General features: G+C 65.1%; 17 protein-coding genes. 13 read left to right on the top strand and 4 right to left on the bottom strand.

Going from position 1 to position 18,872, the window contains the following annotated elements; genetic code table 11:
- Window positions 1-401 (bottom strand): hypothetical protein (locus H7841_05360; protein MEO5336309.1); only part of this gene is annotated, 401 nt, incomplete at its 3' end.
- A 592-nt stretch (window positions 402-993) separates the two neighbouring features.
- Window positions 994-2,910: a TonB-dependent receptor gene (locus H7841_05355; GenBank protein MEO5336308.1), complete on the bottom strand. Its 1,917-nt coding sequence runs from the start codon at window positions 2,908-2,910 to the stop codon at window positions 994-996.
- 189 nt (window positions 2,911-3,099) lie between these two features.
- On the opposite strand from H7841_05355, the gene H7841_05350 reads away from it, so the two are divergent.
- Both H7841_05350 and H7841_05345 read left to right on the top strand, forming a co-directional pair.
- Entirely contained in the window at window positions 3,100-3,336 is a 237-nt protein-coding gene (locus tag H7841_05350) for a HypC/HybG/HupF family hydrogenase formation chaperone (protein ID MEO5336307.1), read from the top strand.
- A 16-nt stretch (window positions 3,337-3,352) separates the two neighbouring features.
- Window positions 3,353-5,533 (top strand): ATP-binding protein, encoded by a 2,181-nt coding sequence (locus tag H7841_05345; protein MEO5336306.1) that lies wholly within the window; start codon window positions 3,353-3,355, stop codon window positions 5,531-5,533.
- Here H7841_05345 and H7841_05340 read toward each other — a convergent pair.
- Window positions 5,511-6,095: an SCO family protein gene (locus H7841_05340; GenBank protein MEO5336305.1), complete on the bottom strand. Its 585-nt coding sequence runs from the start codon at window positions 6,093-6,095 to the stop codon at window positions 5,511-5,513. The genes H7841_05345 and H7841_05340 overlap by 23 nt on opposite strands.
- A 209-nt stretch (window positions 6,096-6,304) precedes the next feature.
- Here H7841_05340 and nosZ point away from each other — a divergent pair, with 209 nt between their 5' ends.
- The 10 genes from nosZ (at window position 6,305) to H7841_05290 (ending at window position 16,835) form a co-directional block, all read left to right on the top strand.
- Window positions 6,305-8,629, top strand: a complete 2,325-nt coding sequence (gene nosZ, locus H7841_05335) for a Sec-dependent nitrous-oxide reductase (GenBank protein MEO5336304.1) — start codon at window positions 6,305-6,307, stop codon at window positions 8,627-8,629.
- A gap of 84 nt (window positions 8,630-8,713) precedes the next feature.
- Window positions 8,714-9,436, top strand: coding sequence for a c-type cytochrome (locus H7841_05330; GenBank protein ID MEO5336303.1), 723 nt, complete (start codon window positions 8,714-8,716; stop codon window positions 9,434-9,436).
- A gap of 27 nt (window positions 9,437-9,463) precedes the next feature.
- Window positions 9,464-10,252 carry a c-type cytochrome gene (locus tag H7841_05325; protein ID MEO5336302.1) on the top strand — a complete coding sequence of 263 codons (789 nt, stop codon included), beginning with the start codon at window positions 9,464-9,466 and terminating at the stop codon, window positions 10,250-10,252.
- 123 nt (window positions 10,253-10,375) lie between these two features.
- Window positions 10,376-11,362, top strand: a complete 987-nt coding sequence (locus H7841_05320; protein MEO5336301.1) for a hypothetical protein — start codon at window positions 10,376-10,378, stop codon at window positions 11,360-11,362.
- 23 nt (window positions 11,363-11,385) lie between these two features.
- On the top strand, window positions 11,386-12,702 hold the full coding sequence (nosD, locus tag H7841_05315) for a nitrous oxide reductase family maturation protein NosD (protein MEO5336300.1): 1,317 nt from the start codon (window positions 11,386-11,388) through the stop codon (window positions 12,700-12,702).
- A 12-nt stretch (window positions 12,703-12,714) separates the two neighbouring features.
- A complete protein-coding gene (locus H7841_05310) occupies window positions 12,715-13,479 on the top strand; it encodes a 4Fe-4S dicluster domain-containing protein (protein ID MEO5336299.1) in 765 nt (254 codons plus the stop codon).
- A complete protein-coding gene (locus H7841_05305) occupies window positions 13,479-14,504 on the top strand; it encodes a NapH/MauN family ferredoxin-type protein (GenBank protein ID MEO5336298.1) in 1,026 nt (341 codons plus the stop codon). The genes H7841_05310 and H7841_05305 overlap by 1 nt, the downstream gene beginning before the upstream one ends.
- Window positions 14,501-15,358, top strand: a complete 858-nt coding sequence (locus tag H7841_05300; GenBank protein MEO5336297.1) for an ABC transporter ATP-binding protein — start codon at window positions 14,501-14,503, stop codon at window positions 15,356-15,358. Before H7841_05305 ends, H7841_05300 begins: the two co-directional genes overlap by 4 nt.
- A complete protein-coding gene (locus H7841_05295) occupies window positions 15,355-16,182 on the top strand; it encodes an ABC transporter permease (protein ID MEO5336296.1) in 828 nt (275 codons plus the stop codon). The genes H7841_05300 and H7841_05295 overlap by 4 nt, the downstream gene beginning before the upstream one ends.
- Window positions 16,179-16,835 carry a c-type cytochrome gene (locus H7841_05290; protein ID MEO5336295.1) on the top strand — a complete coding sequence of 219 codons (657 nt, stop codon included), beginning with the start codon at window positions 16,179-16,181 and terminating at the stop codon, window positions 16,833-16,835. Before H7841_05295 ends, H7841_05290 begins: the two co-directional genes overlap by 4 nt.
- On the opposite strand, the gene H7841_05285 is transcribed toward H7841_05290, so the two are convergent.
- Window positions 16,811-17,263, bottom strand: a complete 453-nt coding sequence (locus tag H7841_05285) for a type II toxin-antitoxin system RatA family toxin (GenBank protein ID MEO5336294.1) — start codon at window positions 17,261-17,263, stop codon at window positions 16,811-16,813. The genes H7841_05290 and H7841_05285 overlap by 25 nt on opposite strands.
- A gap of 63 nt (window positions 17,264-17,326) precedes the next feature.
- Between H7841_05285 and H7841_05280 the strand changes: the two genes are divergently transcribed.
- A complete protein-coding gene (locus tag H7841_05280; protein MEO5336293.1) occupies window positions 17,327-18,727 on the top strand; it encodes a formylglycine-generating enzyme family protein in 1,401 nt (466 codons plus the stop codon).
- The last annotated feature ends 145 nt before the right edge of the window (window positions 18,728-18,872 follow it).

The following is an 18,872-nucleotide window of genomic DNA, read 5'->3' as shown; positions in this document are numbered from 1 at the left end:
TGCCCGGCGAGGACAACATTCACATCGCCAAGGCGGTGGACACCCTGGCCGGCTATTCCGATCCTGGGGATCATCCGCGGTGGACGGCCCGCGAGATTCGCATGGAAGGCCCGACGGCCCTGGCGCGCACGCGGGCGACGATCCAGGGCCTGCAGGAAAGGGCGCCCGATCTGGCCGATACCTACCTCCGCCGCCTGTTCGGCCACGACCTGCCGGACGGCGCCCGCCAAGCCCTGATCGGCGACGCGGAACCGGAACGGATTCCGGTGGGCGTGCTGAAGGACGAATGGGAAAGGCGTCGCTCCTCCGACACCATGGAATGCACGCCGGAGAAGTGCGGCAACGACGCCCGGCCCCTCGGTCCCGCCCGCGTCGACGATCCCGAGGAAGAAGACCGCCACACCTTGGCCGGCGGGGCCGGGGACGACCGGCCTGCCGATGCCGCTCCTTCTCCGGACCTGGAGGCGCTCGGCCGCGAGTTCCAGGCCTTCCGCAAGGCCCAGGAAGCCGGCGCGCAGCCGGACATCAAGGACTATCCCAACCTCAGCCGGCTGGGCACCTTCGATTCCGCCGCCCGGCTGGGCACCGGCAAATGGGTATCGGGAACCGTCCCCGATTGGGCGAAGGCCAAGGACCCGCAGGAGGAACCGCCGGCCATCAAGAAGGAGGTGTTCAAGAAGCAACCCGGCATCTGGGATGTCCACGGGCAGGTCTGGAAGGACAAGACCGACGCCACGGATACGGAAATCTTCCTGCAGCGCGAGATTTTCGGCATCGAGGGCGGGGTGCGCAAGGACAAGGAAAGCTCGGCTTCCAGCGGCATCCTGAAGGGCACCCTGGAGGCGGCGAAGAAAAGCGGCAAGGTGCCGGGCCTGGAAGGCGTCGGCGAACCCCGGGACATCACCATGGAACAGCGGGCCGATATCGCCCGCTGGTACTTCGACGAAACCTTGCGGAACGTGGGGGGGAGGAGAGCCGGAATTTTCAGCCAGGTCAGAAGCTGGCGACCAGGCGCAGGAACCAGGAACGGCCGGGGGCGTAGGCCCATTGGCTGGTGGGGGTCTGGGGCGCGGGCTGGATGTGTTCGTGGTAGGTCCGGTCCAGCAGGTTGTCGATGCCGGCCCGCAACGCCAGGCCGGGCAAGGGGCGCCAGCCGCCGTAGACGTCGAGGGTGGCGAAGCCGTCGCCCTTGCCGGCCCGGTCGATGCCGGCGCCGGTGGCGGTGGAATCGTCGACTCCGCCGCGCGGCAGCACGGCACGCAGGCGCGTGCCCAGGTTCCAGCCTTCCTCCGGGCTACCGCCGAAGGTATCGAGGAACAGGTTGGCCTCCAGGGGCGGTACGCCGTAGAGCGGCCGCTCGTCCGAGGTGTTGCGGCCCCGGCTGCCCGCCAGGTTGAGCCGGACGCCCCAGCCTTCGGCGACCATCGCCTGGAGATCGGCTTCCAGACGGCCGATTTCGGCGGTGACGTTGCGATAGACGATGGCGTTGTCCGCCAGCCGAATGCCGCTTTGGCCGCGGGCGCGGTCGGCGGTGATGAAGTCTTCCACGTGGTCGTGGCTGGCGCTGCCCGCGACGCGCCAGGCCCCGACGGGCGAGGCCAGGCCGTAGCCCTTGTAGCCGCCGCCGGTGGCGGCCGTGCCCAGTTCGGCCGTGTAGTGCTTTTCGGAATCGAGGCCTGGGTTGCCCACCTGCAGCGTCGCCACGCCGCCCGAGTTGCCGAGGTAGCGTTCGCCGTCGCCGGCCATCCGCACGAAACGCTTGATGTCGACGAAGGATTGCGTCGGCCCGACGGGGCGTTCGGCCCGCAAGCGGGCGCTCAGGTCGTGCTCGATGCGGTAGGTGTCCTGGCCGGGGCCGTAGTAGCGGTCGTAGAGTTCCTGGGCCGAGAGGTTGTAAAGATCTTGCGAACCGGTGGCCCGCGGCCGGTTGTGGACGTCCTGCGGGTCCTTGGCCACCACGTCGTAGCGCAAGGCCCCCTGCACGTCGGTGCCGGCCAGGTCGCGGCGGTGGCCGAGCGACAGGCCGGTGCGCAGCGTCTCCACGTCCGGGATGCGATAAGAAGTGACCACGCTGGGCCCCATTTCCCGGTTGTACATCATGTAGACGTGGCGGCCCCAGCTCAGGTCGTAGCCCAGGCTGGTGGTGCCGCCGAAGTCGGGCCGGGTGGCCAGGACGTCGAACTTGGCTTCCTGGTAGTCCAGGACGTATTCGAGCTGGAGCGACCCCGGCGTGCGCAGGCGGAAATTGTCGGCCACGACATGCACGTTGGTGAAGGACATGCCGGCCGTCACGGTCGCCAGGGGGCCCGACAGCCCGGTCTTGTCGAAGCTCAGGCGGCCGTAGTCCCGCTCGATGATGTCCCCGTCCACGCCGTAGCTGGGAATGCGGAAGTCGTCCATGCGGTCGCGAAAGGCATGGAGGGACAGGGCGCCATCCTTGGCCTCGCCATGGCCCAGGTCCAGATATTCTGTGTTGCGGCGGTAGTTGTGGGGAGTGCGGCGGCCGGCGCCGTCCTCATAGGCATGGGCCTTCTCGCCCCTGGCCGCTGCCCCGACGCGCGACGCTCCCCGGGTGGCATCGGCGCGCAGGCCGACGGTCAGGATGTTGGCCTGGCTCTCGAAGCCACCCAGAGTCGCCACTCCGTTGACGGGGCGGCCGACGGCGGCGGACCAGGGGTCGTAGGCGGGCACGGAATCGCGGCGGTAGGAAAAGACGCTGGGGGCGATCGCAATGTCCGCATAGGAGGGGATCGGCGGCAGTTCGTTGCCGAAGTGGTGAACCTGTCCACGGGTGTCGATGAAGGAATCGGCCGCCGAGGCTGGCTGTGCGATAGTTGTAAGGCAGGCGGGGGAAAATCCGATGCCTATTGCCACCCCCTGGCTGAGCCACCGCCAAAAATGATCCGCCATCCCCGTCCCCTATTTCCCCGGACGATGGTAGTCGCGGGAAGGTGGCCAAGCAAGGCGGTCCTGGCCGCGGGAATAAGGGACATTATGATAAAATGCGACAAATTTTGACTTTACCGTGATGATTCCATTGCACTAAGCTGGGCAGCAGGTCGGGGCCATGATAGAGTCTTTCCGGAGTAGGTGACCGAAATGTGCCTGACCATTCCCATGCGGGTCGAGGAAGTGACCGGGCTGGTGGCCCGCTGCAGCGCCAAGGGCGTCGAGCGGACGGCCAGTCTCGCCTTCATGATGGACGATCTGCCCTCTCCGGGGGAGTACGTCCTGATCAACCTGGGGTTGGCCGTGCGGCGGATTCCGGCCGACGAAGCCGAGGAGACCTGGAAGCTGTACGATCAGCTTCTGGCCGGCGAAGAAATCACTCTCTGACCGGGGCGCGGGGTTCATGGTGCCCAGGAATGGCGCGGAACGAGTCAGGCTGCTTTACATCGAGGACGATGCCGCCTTGGCGCGCCGGGCGCGCGAGCGGCTTGCGGCGGGCCATTACGATCTGGAGGTCGTCGAAAACGGCGAGGAAGGTATTCGCCGTTTGGCGGCGGCGCCTTTCGACGCGGTGATCGTCGACTACCATCTGCCGGGTAAGGACGGCCTGGAAATTCTGGCCGACATGGCCTATGCGGGAATTTCCGTTCCGGCGGTCATGGTGACCAGCGCCGGCGGCGAGGCGGTGGCCGTCGAGGCCATGAAGCGGGGGGCTCGCGACTACATCGCCAAAGATCCGGACCAGCGCTGGGTGGACCTGCTTTCCGCCGTAGTCGATCGCGTGGTCGAGGAGGCGCGGACCGAGGAAGCCTTGCGCCTTTCAGAAGCACGGGTGCGCCAGATGGAACGCCAGATGGGCGAGGCCATCTCCAGCGTTTCCGAGGGCTTCGTGCTCTACGACGCGGACGACCGTCTGGTGGTGTGCAACGACCGCTACCGGACCCTCTTTCCCCATCTGGCCGGCAAGCTGGTGCCCGGTACTCCCTTCGCGGAAATCGTCGACGAAGCCATTGCCGCCGGCCATTTTCCAGGCGGGCCCTACGAAGCCCCCGCTTGGCGACGCCTGCGCCTCGCCCAGCACCGCAACCCAAGCCCCCAGGGTTTCCTGCTCCGCCTGCCTGACGGGCGTTGGATCCAAGGGCGGGAAAGATTGACGGTCCAGGGCGGCGTGGTAGGCATCTGTACCGACGTCACCGAGTTGAAGGAGGCCCAGAAGGCGCTTCAGGAGGCCAACGAAGACCTGGAAAGTCGTGTCGAGGCCCGGACCGCCGAACTGCGCAAGGAGATCGTGGTCCGCGAGCGGGCCGAGGCGCAGATCCAGCAAGACTTGGTCTTCCAGCAGGTGGTCAACGCCATCCAGCGCCTATCCCTGTCCGGTGCCTCCCTGGAACGCATCCTGGAGGAAGCCCTGCTGCAACTGACTCAGGTGCCCTTCCTGGCCCTGGACGCCAAGGGCTGCATCTTCACGCTGGGCGATGCGCCCAATACCCTGGTCATGCGGGTGCAGCACGGGCTCAGCGACGACGTCTGCCGGGTCTGCAAGGGCGTGTCCTTCGGCTATTGCGTCTGCGGCCGTGCCGCCGAAAAGGGCGACGTGGTGTTCTGCAACGCCATCGACCATACCCACGATGCCGTCTTCGAGGGCATGAAGCCGCACGGCCACTATTGCGTGCCCATCATGACCGATCGGGAGGTGAAGGGGGTTCTGAACATCTATGTTCGCGAAGGGCATCCCTGGGACGAGCGGGAGGACCGCTTCCTGCGCACCGTTGCCAACACCTTGGCCGGCATCATCGAACGCAAGCGTGTCGAGGCCGACCTGGAACGGGCCAAGGAACTGGCCGAGTTCGCCAACCGCAGCAAGACCGAATTCCTGGCCAACATGAGCCACGAACTGCGCACGCCGCTGAATTCCATCATCGGCTTCTCCGATCTCCTGGTGGCCGAGATCTTCGGCAAGATCGGCGCGCCGCAATATGCGGAGTACGCCAAGGACATCAACGATTCCGGGCGCCATCTCCTGAACCTGATCAACGATATTCTGGACGTGTCGCGCATCGAGGTGGGCAAGCTGGAACTGCACGAAGCGCCCATCGATGTGGAACGGATGGTCGATGCATGCCGCCGACTGGTCGCCGAACGGGCCGGCACTCACAGCTTGGCCGTGCCGGTGACGGTGCAGAAAGTCCAGGCGGCGCTGGTGGCGGATGAAACGCGGGTCAAGCAGATCCTGCTCAACCTGCTGTCCAACGCCGTCAAGTTCACGCCCGACGGTGGTCAAGTCGCCATCGATGCCCGTCTCGACGACCGGGGCCGGTTCGTCTTTTCGGTCGCCGATACGGGAATCGGCATCGACGAATCGGATATGGAAAAAGTGATGCTGCCGTTCGGCCAGGCCGATGGTTCCCTGGCCCGGCGCTACGAGGGGGCCGGACTTGGCCTGCCGCTCGCCACGCGGTTGGCGGAATTGCACGGCGCCACCCTGGAACTGCGCAGCCAAGTGGGAAAGGGGACCACGGCGGTGGTCACCTTCCCGCCCGAACGGACCCGGATCTTCGGCGTCAACGCGACAGTTCTTCCCTGAGGCGGCGCGCCAGTTCCTCCGGCCCCATGCCGTGCAGGAACTTGACACGGAACCTGCCCTCGCGGTCCATCAGGTAAAGCCCGGCCGAATGGTCGATCAGGTATTCGTCGGGGGCGGCGCCCTGGGCGCCGGGAACCTTGCGGTAGGTCACCTTGTAGGTACGGGTCATCCGTTCGATCATTTCGGGATTGCCGGTCAGGCCCACCAAGCGCGGATGGAAATGTCCGACGAACTCGCGCAGCCGGGCCGCGGTGTCCCGTTCCGGGTCGACGGTGACGAAGACAGGGGTCAGCCGGTCCGCCTCCGCCCCGTCCAGCCGGGCCAACGCCTCGGCGACGGTTCCCAAGGCGGTCGGGCAGATGTCCGGACAGAAGGTGTAACCAAAGAAGATCAGCATGAACTTCCCATGGAAGTCCTGGTCGGTGACGATCCGTCCCGTATGATCGCTCAGGATGAATCGGCCCCCGATCTGAGGCTCGGCCGCGGAAAGGGAGTCTGGCGAGAGGGCCAGCCAAGCTCCGAACGAGGCCAAGGCGTGAAGAAAGTTTCGTCGCAACAACATGACAATTTCCTGAAGGTCAGAGGTATTGGAAGCAAGGCTTTCATTGTTCTAAGTGTAAGACTTTAGGAGGGGTTGACCGCCGTCAATGAGTTATACATGCTTTGCACGATAAACCGCTGCCGATCAAGAAGCGGCGGAGTGCCATTCGGTGAGCCCACCGTTGGCCGGATGCTGTCGAGAATCGAGTCAAACGAGGAAGGTACCTATCCATGAAATCCTTTTACAGGAAGGCGTTGATCACGCTGACCGCGGTGGGCTTCAGCCTTGCCGCGGGCGCCGATGCGTGGTCGGCCGAGAAGCTCAACGACGTGATGAAGCGTCGTGGGCTGACGGAGAAGGACGTCCTGGCCGCGGCCAAGACCTACGTGCCGACCGGCAAGCGCGATGAATTCATCGTGTTCAGCTCGGGCGGCCAGAGCGGCCAGGTGATCGTGTATGGCATTCCGTCCATGCGCATCCTCAAGTACATCGGCGTCTTCACGCCGGAGCCCTGGCAGGGCTACGGCTACGACGACGAATCGAAGGCCGTGCTGGCGCAGGGCAAGATCAACGGGAAGGACATCCTTTTCGGCGATACCCATCACCCCGCCATCTCGGAAACCAACGGCGAGTACGACGGGCAGTTCCTGTTCATCAACGACAAGAACAACCCCCGCATCGCGGTCATCGACCTGCACGACTTCGAGACCAAGCAGATCGTCGTCAACCCGATCATGAAGTCCGAACACGGCGGCGCCTTCGTGTCGCCCAATACCGACTACGTGCTCGAGCCGACGCAGTACGCCGCGCCGCTGACCAACGACTTCGTGCCGCTCTCGGAATTCAACGAGAAGTATCGCGGCGCCATCACCTACTGGAAGTTCGACCGCAAGAAGGGCCGGATCGTTCCCGAGGAATCCTTCTCGCTCGAACTGCCGCCGTACAGCCAGGACCTGTCCGACTTCGGCAAGGGTCCGTCCGACGGCTGGTCCTTCACCAACTCCTTCTGCTCCGAGCGTTATGTCGGCGGTATCGAGCGCGGTCGCCCGCCCTTCGAAGCCGGCTGCTCCCAGAAGGACACCGACTTCCTGCACGTCGTGAACTGGAAGAAGGCCGAAGAACTCGTCAAGGCCGGAAAGGCCAAAGAGATCAATGGCATGAAGGTGCTGCCGATGGACGTGACGGCCGCCGAAGGCGTGCTGTTCCTGATCCCCGAGCCCAAGTCCCCGCACGGCGCGGACGTGAGCCCGGACGGCAAGTTCGTGATCGTGTCCGGCAAGCTGGACACCCACGCTTCGGTCTACAGCTTCGAGAAGATCAAGGCCCTGACCGAGGCCAAGGACTTCGCAGGCAAGGACGCCTACGGCATCCCCATCCTGGACCTCAAGAAGTCGCTGCACACCCAGGTGCAGGTCGGCCTCGGCCCCCTGCACACCCAGTACGATTCCAAGCCCTGCGTGGTCTACACCTCCATCTACGTGGACAGCCAGGTCACCAAGTGGAACTACTGCGAAGGCAAGGTACTGGACAAGATTTCCGTCCACTACAACATCGGCCACTTGATGTCGATGGAAGGCGATTCCGTGACGCCGCAGGGTAAGTACCTGGTGTCGCTGAACAAGCTGGCCATCGACCGCTTCAATCCGGTCGGTCCCCTGCATCCGCAGAACCACCAGCTGATCGACATCAGCGGCGACAAGATGGAGCTGCTGTACGACATGCCGCTGCCGCTGGGCGAGCCGCACTACGCGGTGGCCATCAAGGCCGATCGCCTGAAGCCCGAGATCGCCTACAAGAGCGGCACCAACAGCCGCACCAACGAGCGTTCCGAATTCCGCACCCTGCCGGGCCGCGAGAAGATCGAGCGCAAGGACGGTGTGGTCCATGTCTACGCCACGGCGATCCGCTCGCACTTCAACCCCGAAATCATCGAGGTCGAGGAAGGCGAGACGGTGAGCATCCACATCACCAACCTGGAGCGCGCGGAAGACGAAACCCACGGTTTCGCCATCTTCGGCACCAACGCCAACCTGTCGCTGGAGCCGGGCAAGACCGCCTCGGCCACCATCGTCGCCGACAAGGCGGGCGTCTATCCGTACTACTGCACGGAGTTCTGCTCCGCGCTGCACCTGGAGATGCAGGGTTACCTGCTGGTCAAGCCGAAGGGCTACCAGGAGGCCTCCGCGAAGATCTCCGAGGGCCAGGCCTATACCGATGCCGACTACAAGAAACAGGTCGAGCAGAACGTGGCCACCCAAGGTGTGATCGACAGCGTGGTGAAGTTCATCACCGAGCATAACTTCCAGGACTTCAAGCCCGTCGTCGCGATGGTCGAGGACGCCACCGAGCAGCTCAAGTTCGCTGACGAGTGGAAGAAGAAGTCCGAAGAAGGTGCTGGCAAGCAGGATTGGCAGGCCGCCACCCTGAATGCCCAGCAGTGGTTCCAGTACCAGGTCAAGGCCGCCGACATCGGTCTGCGCGCCAAGACCTACCTCGAGCAGAACGGGGCCAAGCGCGTGAAGGCCGCTGAACCGGCCGCTCCCGCCAAGAAGTAAGACCCCGACTTGGCCAAAAGGGGGGGGACGGCGTCGTCGCCGTCCCCCTTCTCTCTTGCTAGACACCAGAGCCCGGGAGACCAAATGATGATCCGTAATGCAGGACTTTTCGCGATGGGTGGCGCCGTCGCCCTGATGTTGGCCGCCGGACCCGTCCAGGCTGGCGCCGCCGAGACCGTCCAACTTGCCCAGGCCGCGCCGGCCATGGCGCCGGATCGCATCTACATGATGATGACCTGCGTCGCCTGCCACGGCAAGGAAGGCAAGGGCATGCTGCCCGGCAACAAGCCGACGCTGCCCGAGTATCCCGTGTTGGCCGGCCAGGACGAGGCCTACATGGTGGCTCAGATCAACGATATCATCGAGGGCAAGCGCACCGGCAGCAACGACGCCACCGGCAATCCGCGCTCTCACGGCATGAAGGGCGCCCTGCTGGATACCGAGGGCAAGCCCCGCATTTCCAAAGACCAGATCCAGCAGATTTCCGCCTGGCTGGCCAAGATGGACCCCATCAAGCCGGCCGGTACGCCGGACGCGCAGAAGATCGAGGAAGGCAAGAAGCTCTACGTCGCCAACAAGTGCCAGACCTGCCACGGCGTCGACGGCAAGAAGCCGACGGTCAAGGGCTATCCGCAGACCGCAGGACAGAAGAAAGAGTACATCCTGATCCAAATCAAGGATATCCGCGACGGAAAGCGTACCAATGGGAAAAGCAAGTTGATGCTTCCCAACGTCAAGAACATGACGGACCAGCAGATGGAACTGGTCGCCGAGTATCTGTCGCAGGTCGACAGGACCGCGAAGTAAATCCAGCATCGTGACGGAGAACCAGGAATGAACCTCACCAACAAGATCAAGGCGGTTTCCGCCTTCGCCCTCGTGGCCGGACTCGCCCTGGCGGCGGCCGGCGCCGCCTTCGCGGCCGGCGGGGCCGCCCCCGCGGCGGCTACCGGCGGCATGAAGCCCCCGGCCGGCGAGAAGACTAATATCGACGTCTGGAACTCGCCGGGCGGCGAAAAGGACGAGGCGCTGCACCTCAAGCCCGACACGAAGAACGGCCGCGACGTCTACGAGGTCTGCGCCGCCTGCCATATGCCGGAAGGCTGGGGCCTGGACGATGGCACCTTCCCGCAGTTGGCCGGTCAGCACCGCAAGGTCATCATCAAGCAGCTGGCTGACATCCGCGCGCTGAACCGCGACAATCCGACCATGTACCCGTTCGCCCTGCCCAGCCAGATCGGCGGCCCGCAGTCCATCGCGGACGTGTCCGAATACATCGCCAAGCTGCCCATGAACCCCAACAACGGTGTGGGCGACGGCAAGGACCTGGAACACGGCAAGAAGCTCTACAAGGAAAACTGCGTCCGCTGCCACGGCGAGAACGGCGAGGGCGACGTCGAGAAGTACTATCCGCGCATCCAGGCTCAGCACTACAAGTACATGCTGCGCCAGTTCGAATGGATCCGCGACAAGAAGCGCCGCAACGCCAATCCGGACATGGTGCAGCAGATCAAGAACTTCACCGATCGCGACATGAAGGCGGTGATCGACTACACCTCGCGCATCAAGCCGCCCAAGGAGATGATCGCTCCCGTCGGCTGGCTGAATCCGGACTTCAAGTAAGCGAGACCGAGCGCCTATCCCCCGCCGCCGCGAGCGGCGGGGGAGACCCGGGGGGGAGAAGCCGGACGCAAGGGGGAGGACGCGCCGGCGGCGGCATACCTTTTTTCGAGGAACCGAGAGCCCATGAACGCCGACGCGAACGCCAAGCAAACCCTTCTTTTCCGCCTCCTCATCGTCGCCGCCCTGGTCTGTCTGGCGGTGGCCTACGTCTCCCCCATCTGGTGGGTGTCCCTGAAGGCGCCCCAGTATCCCGAGGTCGCCTTCCCGCAAGGCATCCGCATCCACTTTCATGTCGACAAGGTGGAAAACGGCTGCCAGATCATCGAATCGGCCGAGAAGACCCAGACCGAGCGGCTGAACTGCAAGCACGAGATGGACGCCATCAACCACTACGTCGGCATGTATCCCATTGCTGCCGGCGGTCCCGTCGAGCGCGCCTTCTCGCCGTTCCTGTTCTCCCTGCTGGGATTGATGATCGTGGCTTTCGCCATTCCGAAGAAGGGCTTGCAGGTGGGCGTCGTGGCCGCGGGCTCCCTCGGCATTGCCGTCTGGATGACAATGGCCATGTTCACCAAGGGCGGGGTTCTGATGCTGAGCCCCAACTATATCGGCGACTTCGTCGGCACCATGGACCTGGACCTCAAGGATTACGCCGACTGGTCCGGATTCGTCGTCATCGACGAAAGCTATCGCGAGGCCCTGGGCCGCTATTTCCGCGACATGCAAGAGATCGGGCACCGGTCCGGCATCATGAACGCGGCGGCCAAGGTGACTTATTGGGGCATCCTGGCGGCCTTGGCGGTGCTCAGCTTCGGCGTCTGGAAGTGGGGCTTCACCCGCTGGGTGCTGGTCATCGTGCCGGCCCTTTTGCCGGTGTTCTTCGTCATCGAATACTCGGCTTGGCTCTGGTGGTTCGGCCATAACCTGCACGAGATGGCGGCCTTCACCATCAAGCCCTTCATGCCCACCGTCTTCGGGCAAGGCAAGGTGGCCCAGTTCAGCACCCATTCCTATCCGCATTACGGCTTCGCCCTGTTCGCCGCGGTCGGGGTCAGCATGGCCCTGGCCGGCCTGCTGGAACTGAAGCGCACGCGGATGGCCGGTCACTGAACGGGCGGCGCCGGCAACGGGCCATGGCGATTATCAGGGTGGCAGCGGCGGTCGTGGCGGCGGGGCTGATGGGGCCCGCCGCCTGGGCGGCCGTCCTGCCCTCCGCCCAACCGTTCATCGACGCCGCCCAGGACAAGGACGTGGTGATCCTGCCGCCCGGCACCTATGCCGGGCCGCTAGTCGTTGCCAAACCCATCGTATTGGACGGCGACGGCAAGGTCACCATCGACGGCGGCGGCAAGGGAACGGTGCTGGCCATCGAGACCGACGGCGCCACGGTGCGCGGCCTGCGTCTGGTCAATTCCGGGGAATCCCATAACGACGTCGATGCCGGCATCCAGGTCAAGGGCAGCTTCAACGTCATCAAGGACAACGTCATCGAGGACACTCTGTTCGGCATCGACCTGCACCAGTCGGACAGCAACGTCGTGCGACGCAATGTCGTCCATTCCAAGGATCTGGAACTGGGCATGCGGGGCGATGCGATCCGGCTCTGGTTCAGCCGTTCCAATCGTATCGAGGAGAACGAGATCAGCCGTTCCCGCGACGTGGTGGTCTGGCATTCGGTGGACAATACGATCCGCGGCAACAAGGTCAGCGACAGCCGCTACGGCCTCCATTTCATGTACGCCCAGCATAATCTGGTCGAGGACAACACCTACTGGGACAATTCGGTCGGCATCATCCTGATGTATTCGGACGGCATCGTCATCCGGGGCAACCGGGTGACCAATGGCACCGGGGCCACGGGCGTCGGCATCGGCCTCAAGGAAACCAGCAGCACGACCATCGAGGACAACGAGATCGTCTACGTGTCCAACGGCATCTACCTGGACTTATCGCCCTTCCAGCCGGACACCGGCAACCGCATCGAACGCAACCACGTCGCCTTTACGGGGATCGGGGTTCTGTTCCATAATGACTGGAAAGGCAACGAACTGAGGGCCAACCGCTTCGAGCACAATCTGGTGCAGGTGTCGGTGAACGCCCGGGCCTCGGCGGCCCGGAACCTCTGGGACGGCAATTATTGGGACGACTACCAGGGGTTCGACCGCGACGGCGACGGCATCGGCGATACGCCTTACGAACTTCGGGTCTATGCGGATCGCCTGTGGATGGATGTCCCGCATGCCGCGTTCTTCCGCGGCGCGCCGGTGCTCACCTTGGTCGATTTCCTGGAACGCCTGGCGCCGCTCACCGACCCGATCCTGTTGATGCGCGACGACAAGCCGCTGATTATGCCGCCGGTGGCCGGGCGTCAGGCGCGGGCGGCTGCCAAGGGGGGAGACGACGGGGGGGAATTCGACCCGTTCGGCCTCAAGCAACGCCTGGGCAAGTAGAAAGACAGGATCATGAAACCCGAAGCCCCCCCGCCCAAGATCGTCAAGAATCCCAAGAAGCAACGCAAGGAACGGCGCGCCATCCTGCGTTCGGCGGCGGCTGGCGCCACGGTGGTCGGCGCCGCCCTGCTGGGCTTCTTCCCGGTGCTGAAGAAATGGACCGAGCGCCTGCGCCCGCCCGGCGCCATCGCCGAAAAGGACTTCCTCGCCGCCTGCATCAAGTGCGGCCAGTGTGTGCAGGTCTGCCCCGTCGAGGCGATCAAGCTGGGCGACCTGGACGAAGGCTTCGGGGTCGGCGTGCCCTACATCGACGCCCGGACCCAGGCCTGCGATTTTTCCTGCGATGCCACCCAGTGCATCCTGGCCTGCCCCACGGAAGCCTTGAGCCACAAGATCGACAAGAAGGAACAGGTGCGCATGGGCCTGGCCCGCCTGGCCCGTCCCGGCGCCTGCCTGGCGCGCCAGGGCAAGGGGTTCCAGGGCTACGCGCGGGGCGACGGTTTTCCGGGCTTGCACCGCTACAACGAGATCGACCGCTGGAAGCCCATTCCCCTGGGCCAGTACAAGTACGACCTGGCGCTTTGCGATCTTTGCGTCCGCGAATGCCCCATCGAAGGCGCCATCGCGCTCTATCGCATCCAGGCGGGCGACGACGATTTCCGCGGCTCGCCCGTCATCACCGACAAATGCGTCGGCTGCGGCATGTGCGAGATGATCTGTCCGGTGGAACCGGCGGCCATCGTGATCGACATCCGCAAGACCTGGGGAGACGTGTGATGAGCATGCTTCGCCAGACAGCCGTCATGCTGGGCCGTGCGCCCGACGCCAAGCCCCGCGATTCCGACTATACGCCGGCCGCCCGCGCCATCCACGCGGCTAAGCGGGCCATCGAGGACAAGAAGGAACGGGTCGCCGCCATCCGGGCCGAAGCCGACAAGGCGCGGTCCCACAAATGGCGCAACCGCCGCTGGGCGACCCTGCTGGTGGTCAATCTGCTGTTCGTGGTTTCCTACTGGTGGGACGTGCAACTGGTGGAAGGGGCGCTGACCGCCTCGCGGGTGGTCGGCTTTCACTTCGCGGACCTCAATTCGGCGCTCCAGGTCATGCTGGCTCACAAGAAGATCCTCATCAACCTGGTGATCGGCACCATCACGGTATTGATCCTCTGGTGGATCTTCGGTGGGCGGACCTTCTGTTCCTGGGTCTGCCCTTACCACCTGCTGGCCGAACTGGCGGAAAAGATCCACGTGAAGCTGGCCGAACAGAACCTGGTGCGCGATTTCACCATGCACCGGGGTACCAGGACGGTGCTTTATGCGATCTTCGCCGGCTTGGCCTTCGTGACCGGCTATACGGTCTTCGAGGCCATCTCGCCCACCGGCATTCTCAGCCGCGCCCTGATCTACGGGCCGACGTTGGCCCTATTGTGGGTGGCGGGTCTGCTGCTGTTCGAGATCTTCATCACCCGGCGCGCCTGGTGCCGCTACATCTGCCCCATCGGCCTGACCTACGGCTTCGTGGGTACGGCGGCGACACCGGTGCACGTGCGCTACGACATCCAGAAGTGCCTGCACGAGGGCGACTGCCGCAAGGTCTGCCTGGTGCCCCACGTGCTGGAAGTGACCAAGAAGGCCTACGCCCAGGACGTCGCCACCCAGATCGGGCCCGACTGCACCCGTTGCGGGCTTTGCGTCGACGTCTGTCCGACGGGGTCGCTCAAGTTCGAAATCAAGGGGCTCAGCAAGATGCTGAGCCATCCGCCCAAGCAGCAACCCCAGCCGGAGGCGCCCGCCAGCCCATGATCCGCATCCAGGAACTGGTCAAGACATTCCGCGGGCGGCGGGTGCTGGACGGGGTCGATCTCGACCTGCCGGCCGGCGACCGTATCGCCCTGGTGGGCTCCAACGGGGCCGGCAAGACGACGATGATCCGCTGCCTGCTGGGCGAATACGTCTACCAGGGGACGGTGGAAGTCGGCGGACTCGATGCTCGCCGCGACCGCCACGAGGTTCTGAAAGGCATCGGCTTCGTGCCGCAACTGCCGCCGCCCTTGAAGATGCCGGTGGGCGACTTGGTGGCTTTCGCCGCCGGGGTCTGCGGCAGCGATCCGAAGCGCATGGAGGAAGTGGCGGGCAAGCTGGGGCTGGACATGGGGGCCGTGCGTCGCCAGCCCTTCGTCAAGCTGTCGGGCGGCCAGAAGCAGAAGCTGCTGATCGGCATCGCCTTGGGGCGCGACAGTCGCATCCTGATCCTGGACGAGCCGGCCGCCAACCTGGACCCGGACTCGCGCCGGGTCTTCTTCGGCCTGCTGGCCGAACGCCAGGAGGACGTGATGCTGATCTCCAGCCACCGCCTGGACGAGGTGGCGCCCCTGGTCAACCGGGTGATCGAACTGGACGGGGGTAGGGTGGTGCTGGACGACCACGTCGAGGACACGGTCGACTTGGCGAGCATCATGGTCTGCACCGTCGATCTGGCGCGCGACGACGAGGCCTTCGCCAAGGCGCTGGGCGAGTGGAAGTTCGAACGGATCAATGGGGCGCTGCGCTGGCGGGGCCGGGTGGCGGGGCCGGACCGGCTGCGCTTCCTCGGCATGCTGGCGCGCTACGCCGGGGCCTTCGCCGGCATCGACCTGAAGGAGGAGGGCCGGCCATGAAGCACCTTTGGCGAACCGCCCTGCTCGACATGTCCGAATCCCTGCGCGCCCGCTGGTTCCTGGTCTATGCCCTGGTGTTCGGCGGGGCGATGGTGGCGCTGTTGCTCACCGGCCTGACGGAATCCCGCATCATGGGCTTCACCGGGCTGACGCGCCTTCTGCTCACCTACATCCAGATCTGCGTCGCCATCCTGCCGGTCTTCGTGCTGATTACCACCGTGCGGTCGGTTGCCGGTGACCGCGAGGCCGGCGTGTTCGAGTACCTGCTGTCCCTGCCGGTACCTTTGGCTGCCTGGTTCTGGGGCAAGATGGTCGGCCGCTTCCTGGTCATCTTCCTGCCCGTCTTTCTTGCCATGGCGGTGGCGGCCATCTGGGGCGCGATACGGGGCTTCGACATTCCCTGGGCGCAGTTCTTCCTCAATACGGCCCTGATGATCTCGCTGGCTTGGTGCTTCCTGGGCATCGGCATGCTGGTTTCCAGCTTGGCCCGCTCGCCCGACGTGGCGCAGGGGGCGGCCTTCATCGTCTGGCTGACCCTTCTGCTGTTCCTCGACCTGATTCTCCTGGGCGTCATGATAAAGGAGCATGTCGCCCCCGAGACCGTGGTGGCCATCGCCCTGGTCAACCCCATGCAGGTCTTCCGCACCGCTACCATGGCGCTGTTCGATCCCCAGCTCATGCTCATGGGGCCTTCGGCCTGGGTGATCCTGGATGCCTTCGGGCACCTGGGCTATCTGATCTACGGGTTGCTCTATCCCGTGGCCCTGGGCAGCGGCTGCGCGGCCCTTGGCTATGCGGTATTCCGCCGGGGAGACCTGCCGTGACCAAAGCCTTGGCCCTTCCAGCCCTTCTGCTGGCCGCGCTGCCCGCCTTCGCCCAGGAACCCAAGATCGACCCGCAGATCGGCGAGGACATCAATCGCACCTGCGCGCCCTGTCACGGCGAGTACGGCCAGGGCGGCGGCGCCGGCACCTATCCGCGCCTGGCGGGTATGTCGGCGCAATACATCGCCGAACAGATCAAGCTGTTCAAGGATCGCAAGCGGGTCAACATCCCCATGGCCCCCTACGCCAACGACCGCGAACTGCCCGACGAGGATCTGGTCCATATCGCCGGCTACCTGGCGCAGATCAAACTGGCGACGCGGCTGCCCGAACTGAAGGAGGGGCAGACCATCGACGGATACGAGCGCTTGAAGCAGACCAAGCTGACGCTCCAGATTCCGCGGGCCGACGGCGACGCGGAAGCGGGCGGGAAGGCCTATCGGGAAGACTGCGCCGATTGCCATGGCAAGGACGGCTACGGCCGCAGGAAGACGCCGCTGTTGGCCGGCCAGCACCTGCCCTACCTGAAGAAGCAGATCGAGGGCTTCCAGTCCGGCGAGCGCGCTCACGAGGACGCCCAGAAGATATTCCCGCGACTCAAGGGCAAGGCGCTGGACGATCTGTTCGCTTACCTCTCGACGCTGGACGACTGACCGTAGAGGTCCCGCGCCCGCCGAACGAAGGCATCGATGACGGCTTCCTCCAGGCCGGCGGTGAAGGGACTGGCCGCGGCCTCGAACAGGAGTGAGCGGAAGGCCTGGTCCAGGCTCAGGCTGACCCGGCAGCCGCCTTCTCCCAGCGGTTCGAACGTCCAGACGAGACGCAGCCGGGAGAAGGGGGGATCGGTGGAGGTGACTTCGATGGACCGGGGCGGGTCCAGAACGGCATCGGTGCGAAAGCGCATCCGCAAGGGGCCGATGGCGAAAACGTTATCCACCTCCAGACGATTTCCCTCGCGCCGCCGGATGGCGGCGGACTCGCACCAGAACAGAAAACGGGGATAAGCCTCCACGTCGATCGCCAGGGCGAATATCCGTTCGGGCGTGTAGCCGGGCAGGTCGCGGTGCACCAGACGGGTCATGACGCCATTCTGCCTCGCCGGATCGTGATTACAAGGCCTGGCCGAATCCAGTACTCTGGAACCATGAGAGGGGTTCTTTTCATCCTGGCCTGGTTGGCCGCCCTGCCGGCCTCGGCCGAGCCTCCGCAGCGGCCGGACGTGGCGGCGATGGTCAACGGCGACATCCATCACGGCAGCCTGGGGGCCGATCCCCTGCGCCTCAAGACACCCTACGGCGAGGTGGCCCTGCCGCTGGCTTCCCTGGCGACGTTCCGGGCCGTCAAGGGCGGGGCGCGCGTCGAGACCGTCGAGGGCGAACGCTTTTCCGGCACGCTGCTGCATGACCGGCTGCCGTTCCTGCGGGTGGGCCAGCCGCGCCTCGACCTGCACGCCGCCGACCTGGCGGAGATCGTCTTCATGGCCCGGCCGGAGGAATTGGCCGGCCGGCCGGCGCCCGATCTGGTCGAGATGCGCAACGGCGATCGGTTCCGGGCCCGCCTTCCGGCTCTGGCGGCGCCTTCCCAAGTGATTCATGTCGAGGTCGAGGGCAAGGCGAGGGCTTTCGTCCACTCGGCGGCGGGGTTCGAGGAAATGGCCCTGGCCCAACCGAGCCTGCGCGCCGAATTGCGTTGGCGGATCGGGATCGACTTGCCTTGGACCGGGATCGCCGCCCTTGCCTTCGGCCGTCTGCCCGCCGAGGCGCCCAACCTCGGGCCATTGCCCTTGGGGTTGCACCGCCCGGTGGCGCCGCCCCAGGTGGAACGGGACCGCCTGCGCGATGGCTCGCTCGGGCCCGAGATGGTGTTTCTGCCCGGCGGGATCTACATGCGCGGCGACCTGCAGGGGGACGGGGATTTCGACGAGAAGCCGGCCCGCCCCATCACCCTCAAGCCCTTCGCCATCGCCGCCCATCCGGTGAGCTTCGAGGACTACGACCGCTACTGCGAGGCCGCCGCCAAGCCCAAGCCGGATGACCGAGGCTGGGGGCGGGGGGCACAGCCGGCGGTCAACGTCTCGTGGGACGAGGCCATGGATTACATCCGCTGGCTGTCGGATCAGACCGGCCGGCGTTATCGTCTGCCCACCGACGCCGAACGGGAATACGCCGCGCGCGGCGGCACCGCCAGCCGCTTCTGGTGGGGCGATGCGCCGCGGCCTGGGATGGCGCTCTGCGGCGGCTGCGGAACGCCCTGGGACGGAGAACGGCCGGTGCGTAGCGGGCGCTTTCCGCCCAACGGCTACGGTCTTTACGACATGGCCGGGAATATCTGGGAGTGGGTGGCGGACTGCTGGAACAACAGCTTCGCCGACGCGCCGTCCGACGGGGCCGCCCTGGACAAGGGCGAATGCAACAAGCGGGTCTTCCGCGGCGGCGCCTGGAGTACCGTCGTGCAGGAACTGCGCTCCGCCAACCGCTGGCGCGAATTTCCTCAGCGCCATGGCGACGACACCGGCTTCCGTTTGGCCCGGGATGCGGGGCGGTAGCTCTCTTGGATGCCCCCGATTCGTCCTTGCAAACCATTGGTTTGCGATGGGGGGTGGAATGCGGGAAGACGCGACTTTTTCGTTGAAAATCGTCGCTTCATCCTTCTTCTTGGAAGGAGAAAGGTGGGAGTTCCGCCAAGGGACA

The sequence above is a fragment of the Magnetospirillum sp. WYHS-4 genome (assembly GCA_039908345.1).
GTDB lineage: Bacteria > Pseudomonadota > Alphaproteobacteria > Rhodospirillales > GLO-3 > JAMOBD01.
Note: the sequence above shows the minus strand (reverse complement) of the source record. Positions and strands in the feature narration are given on the sequence as shown.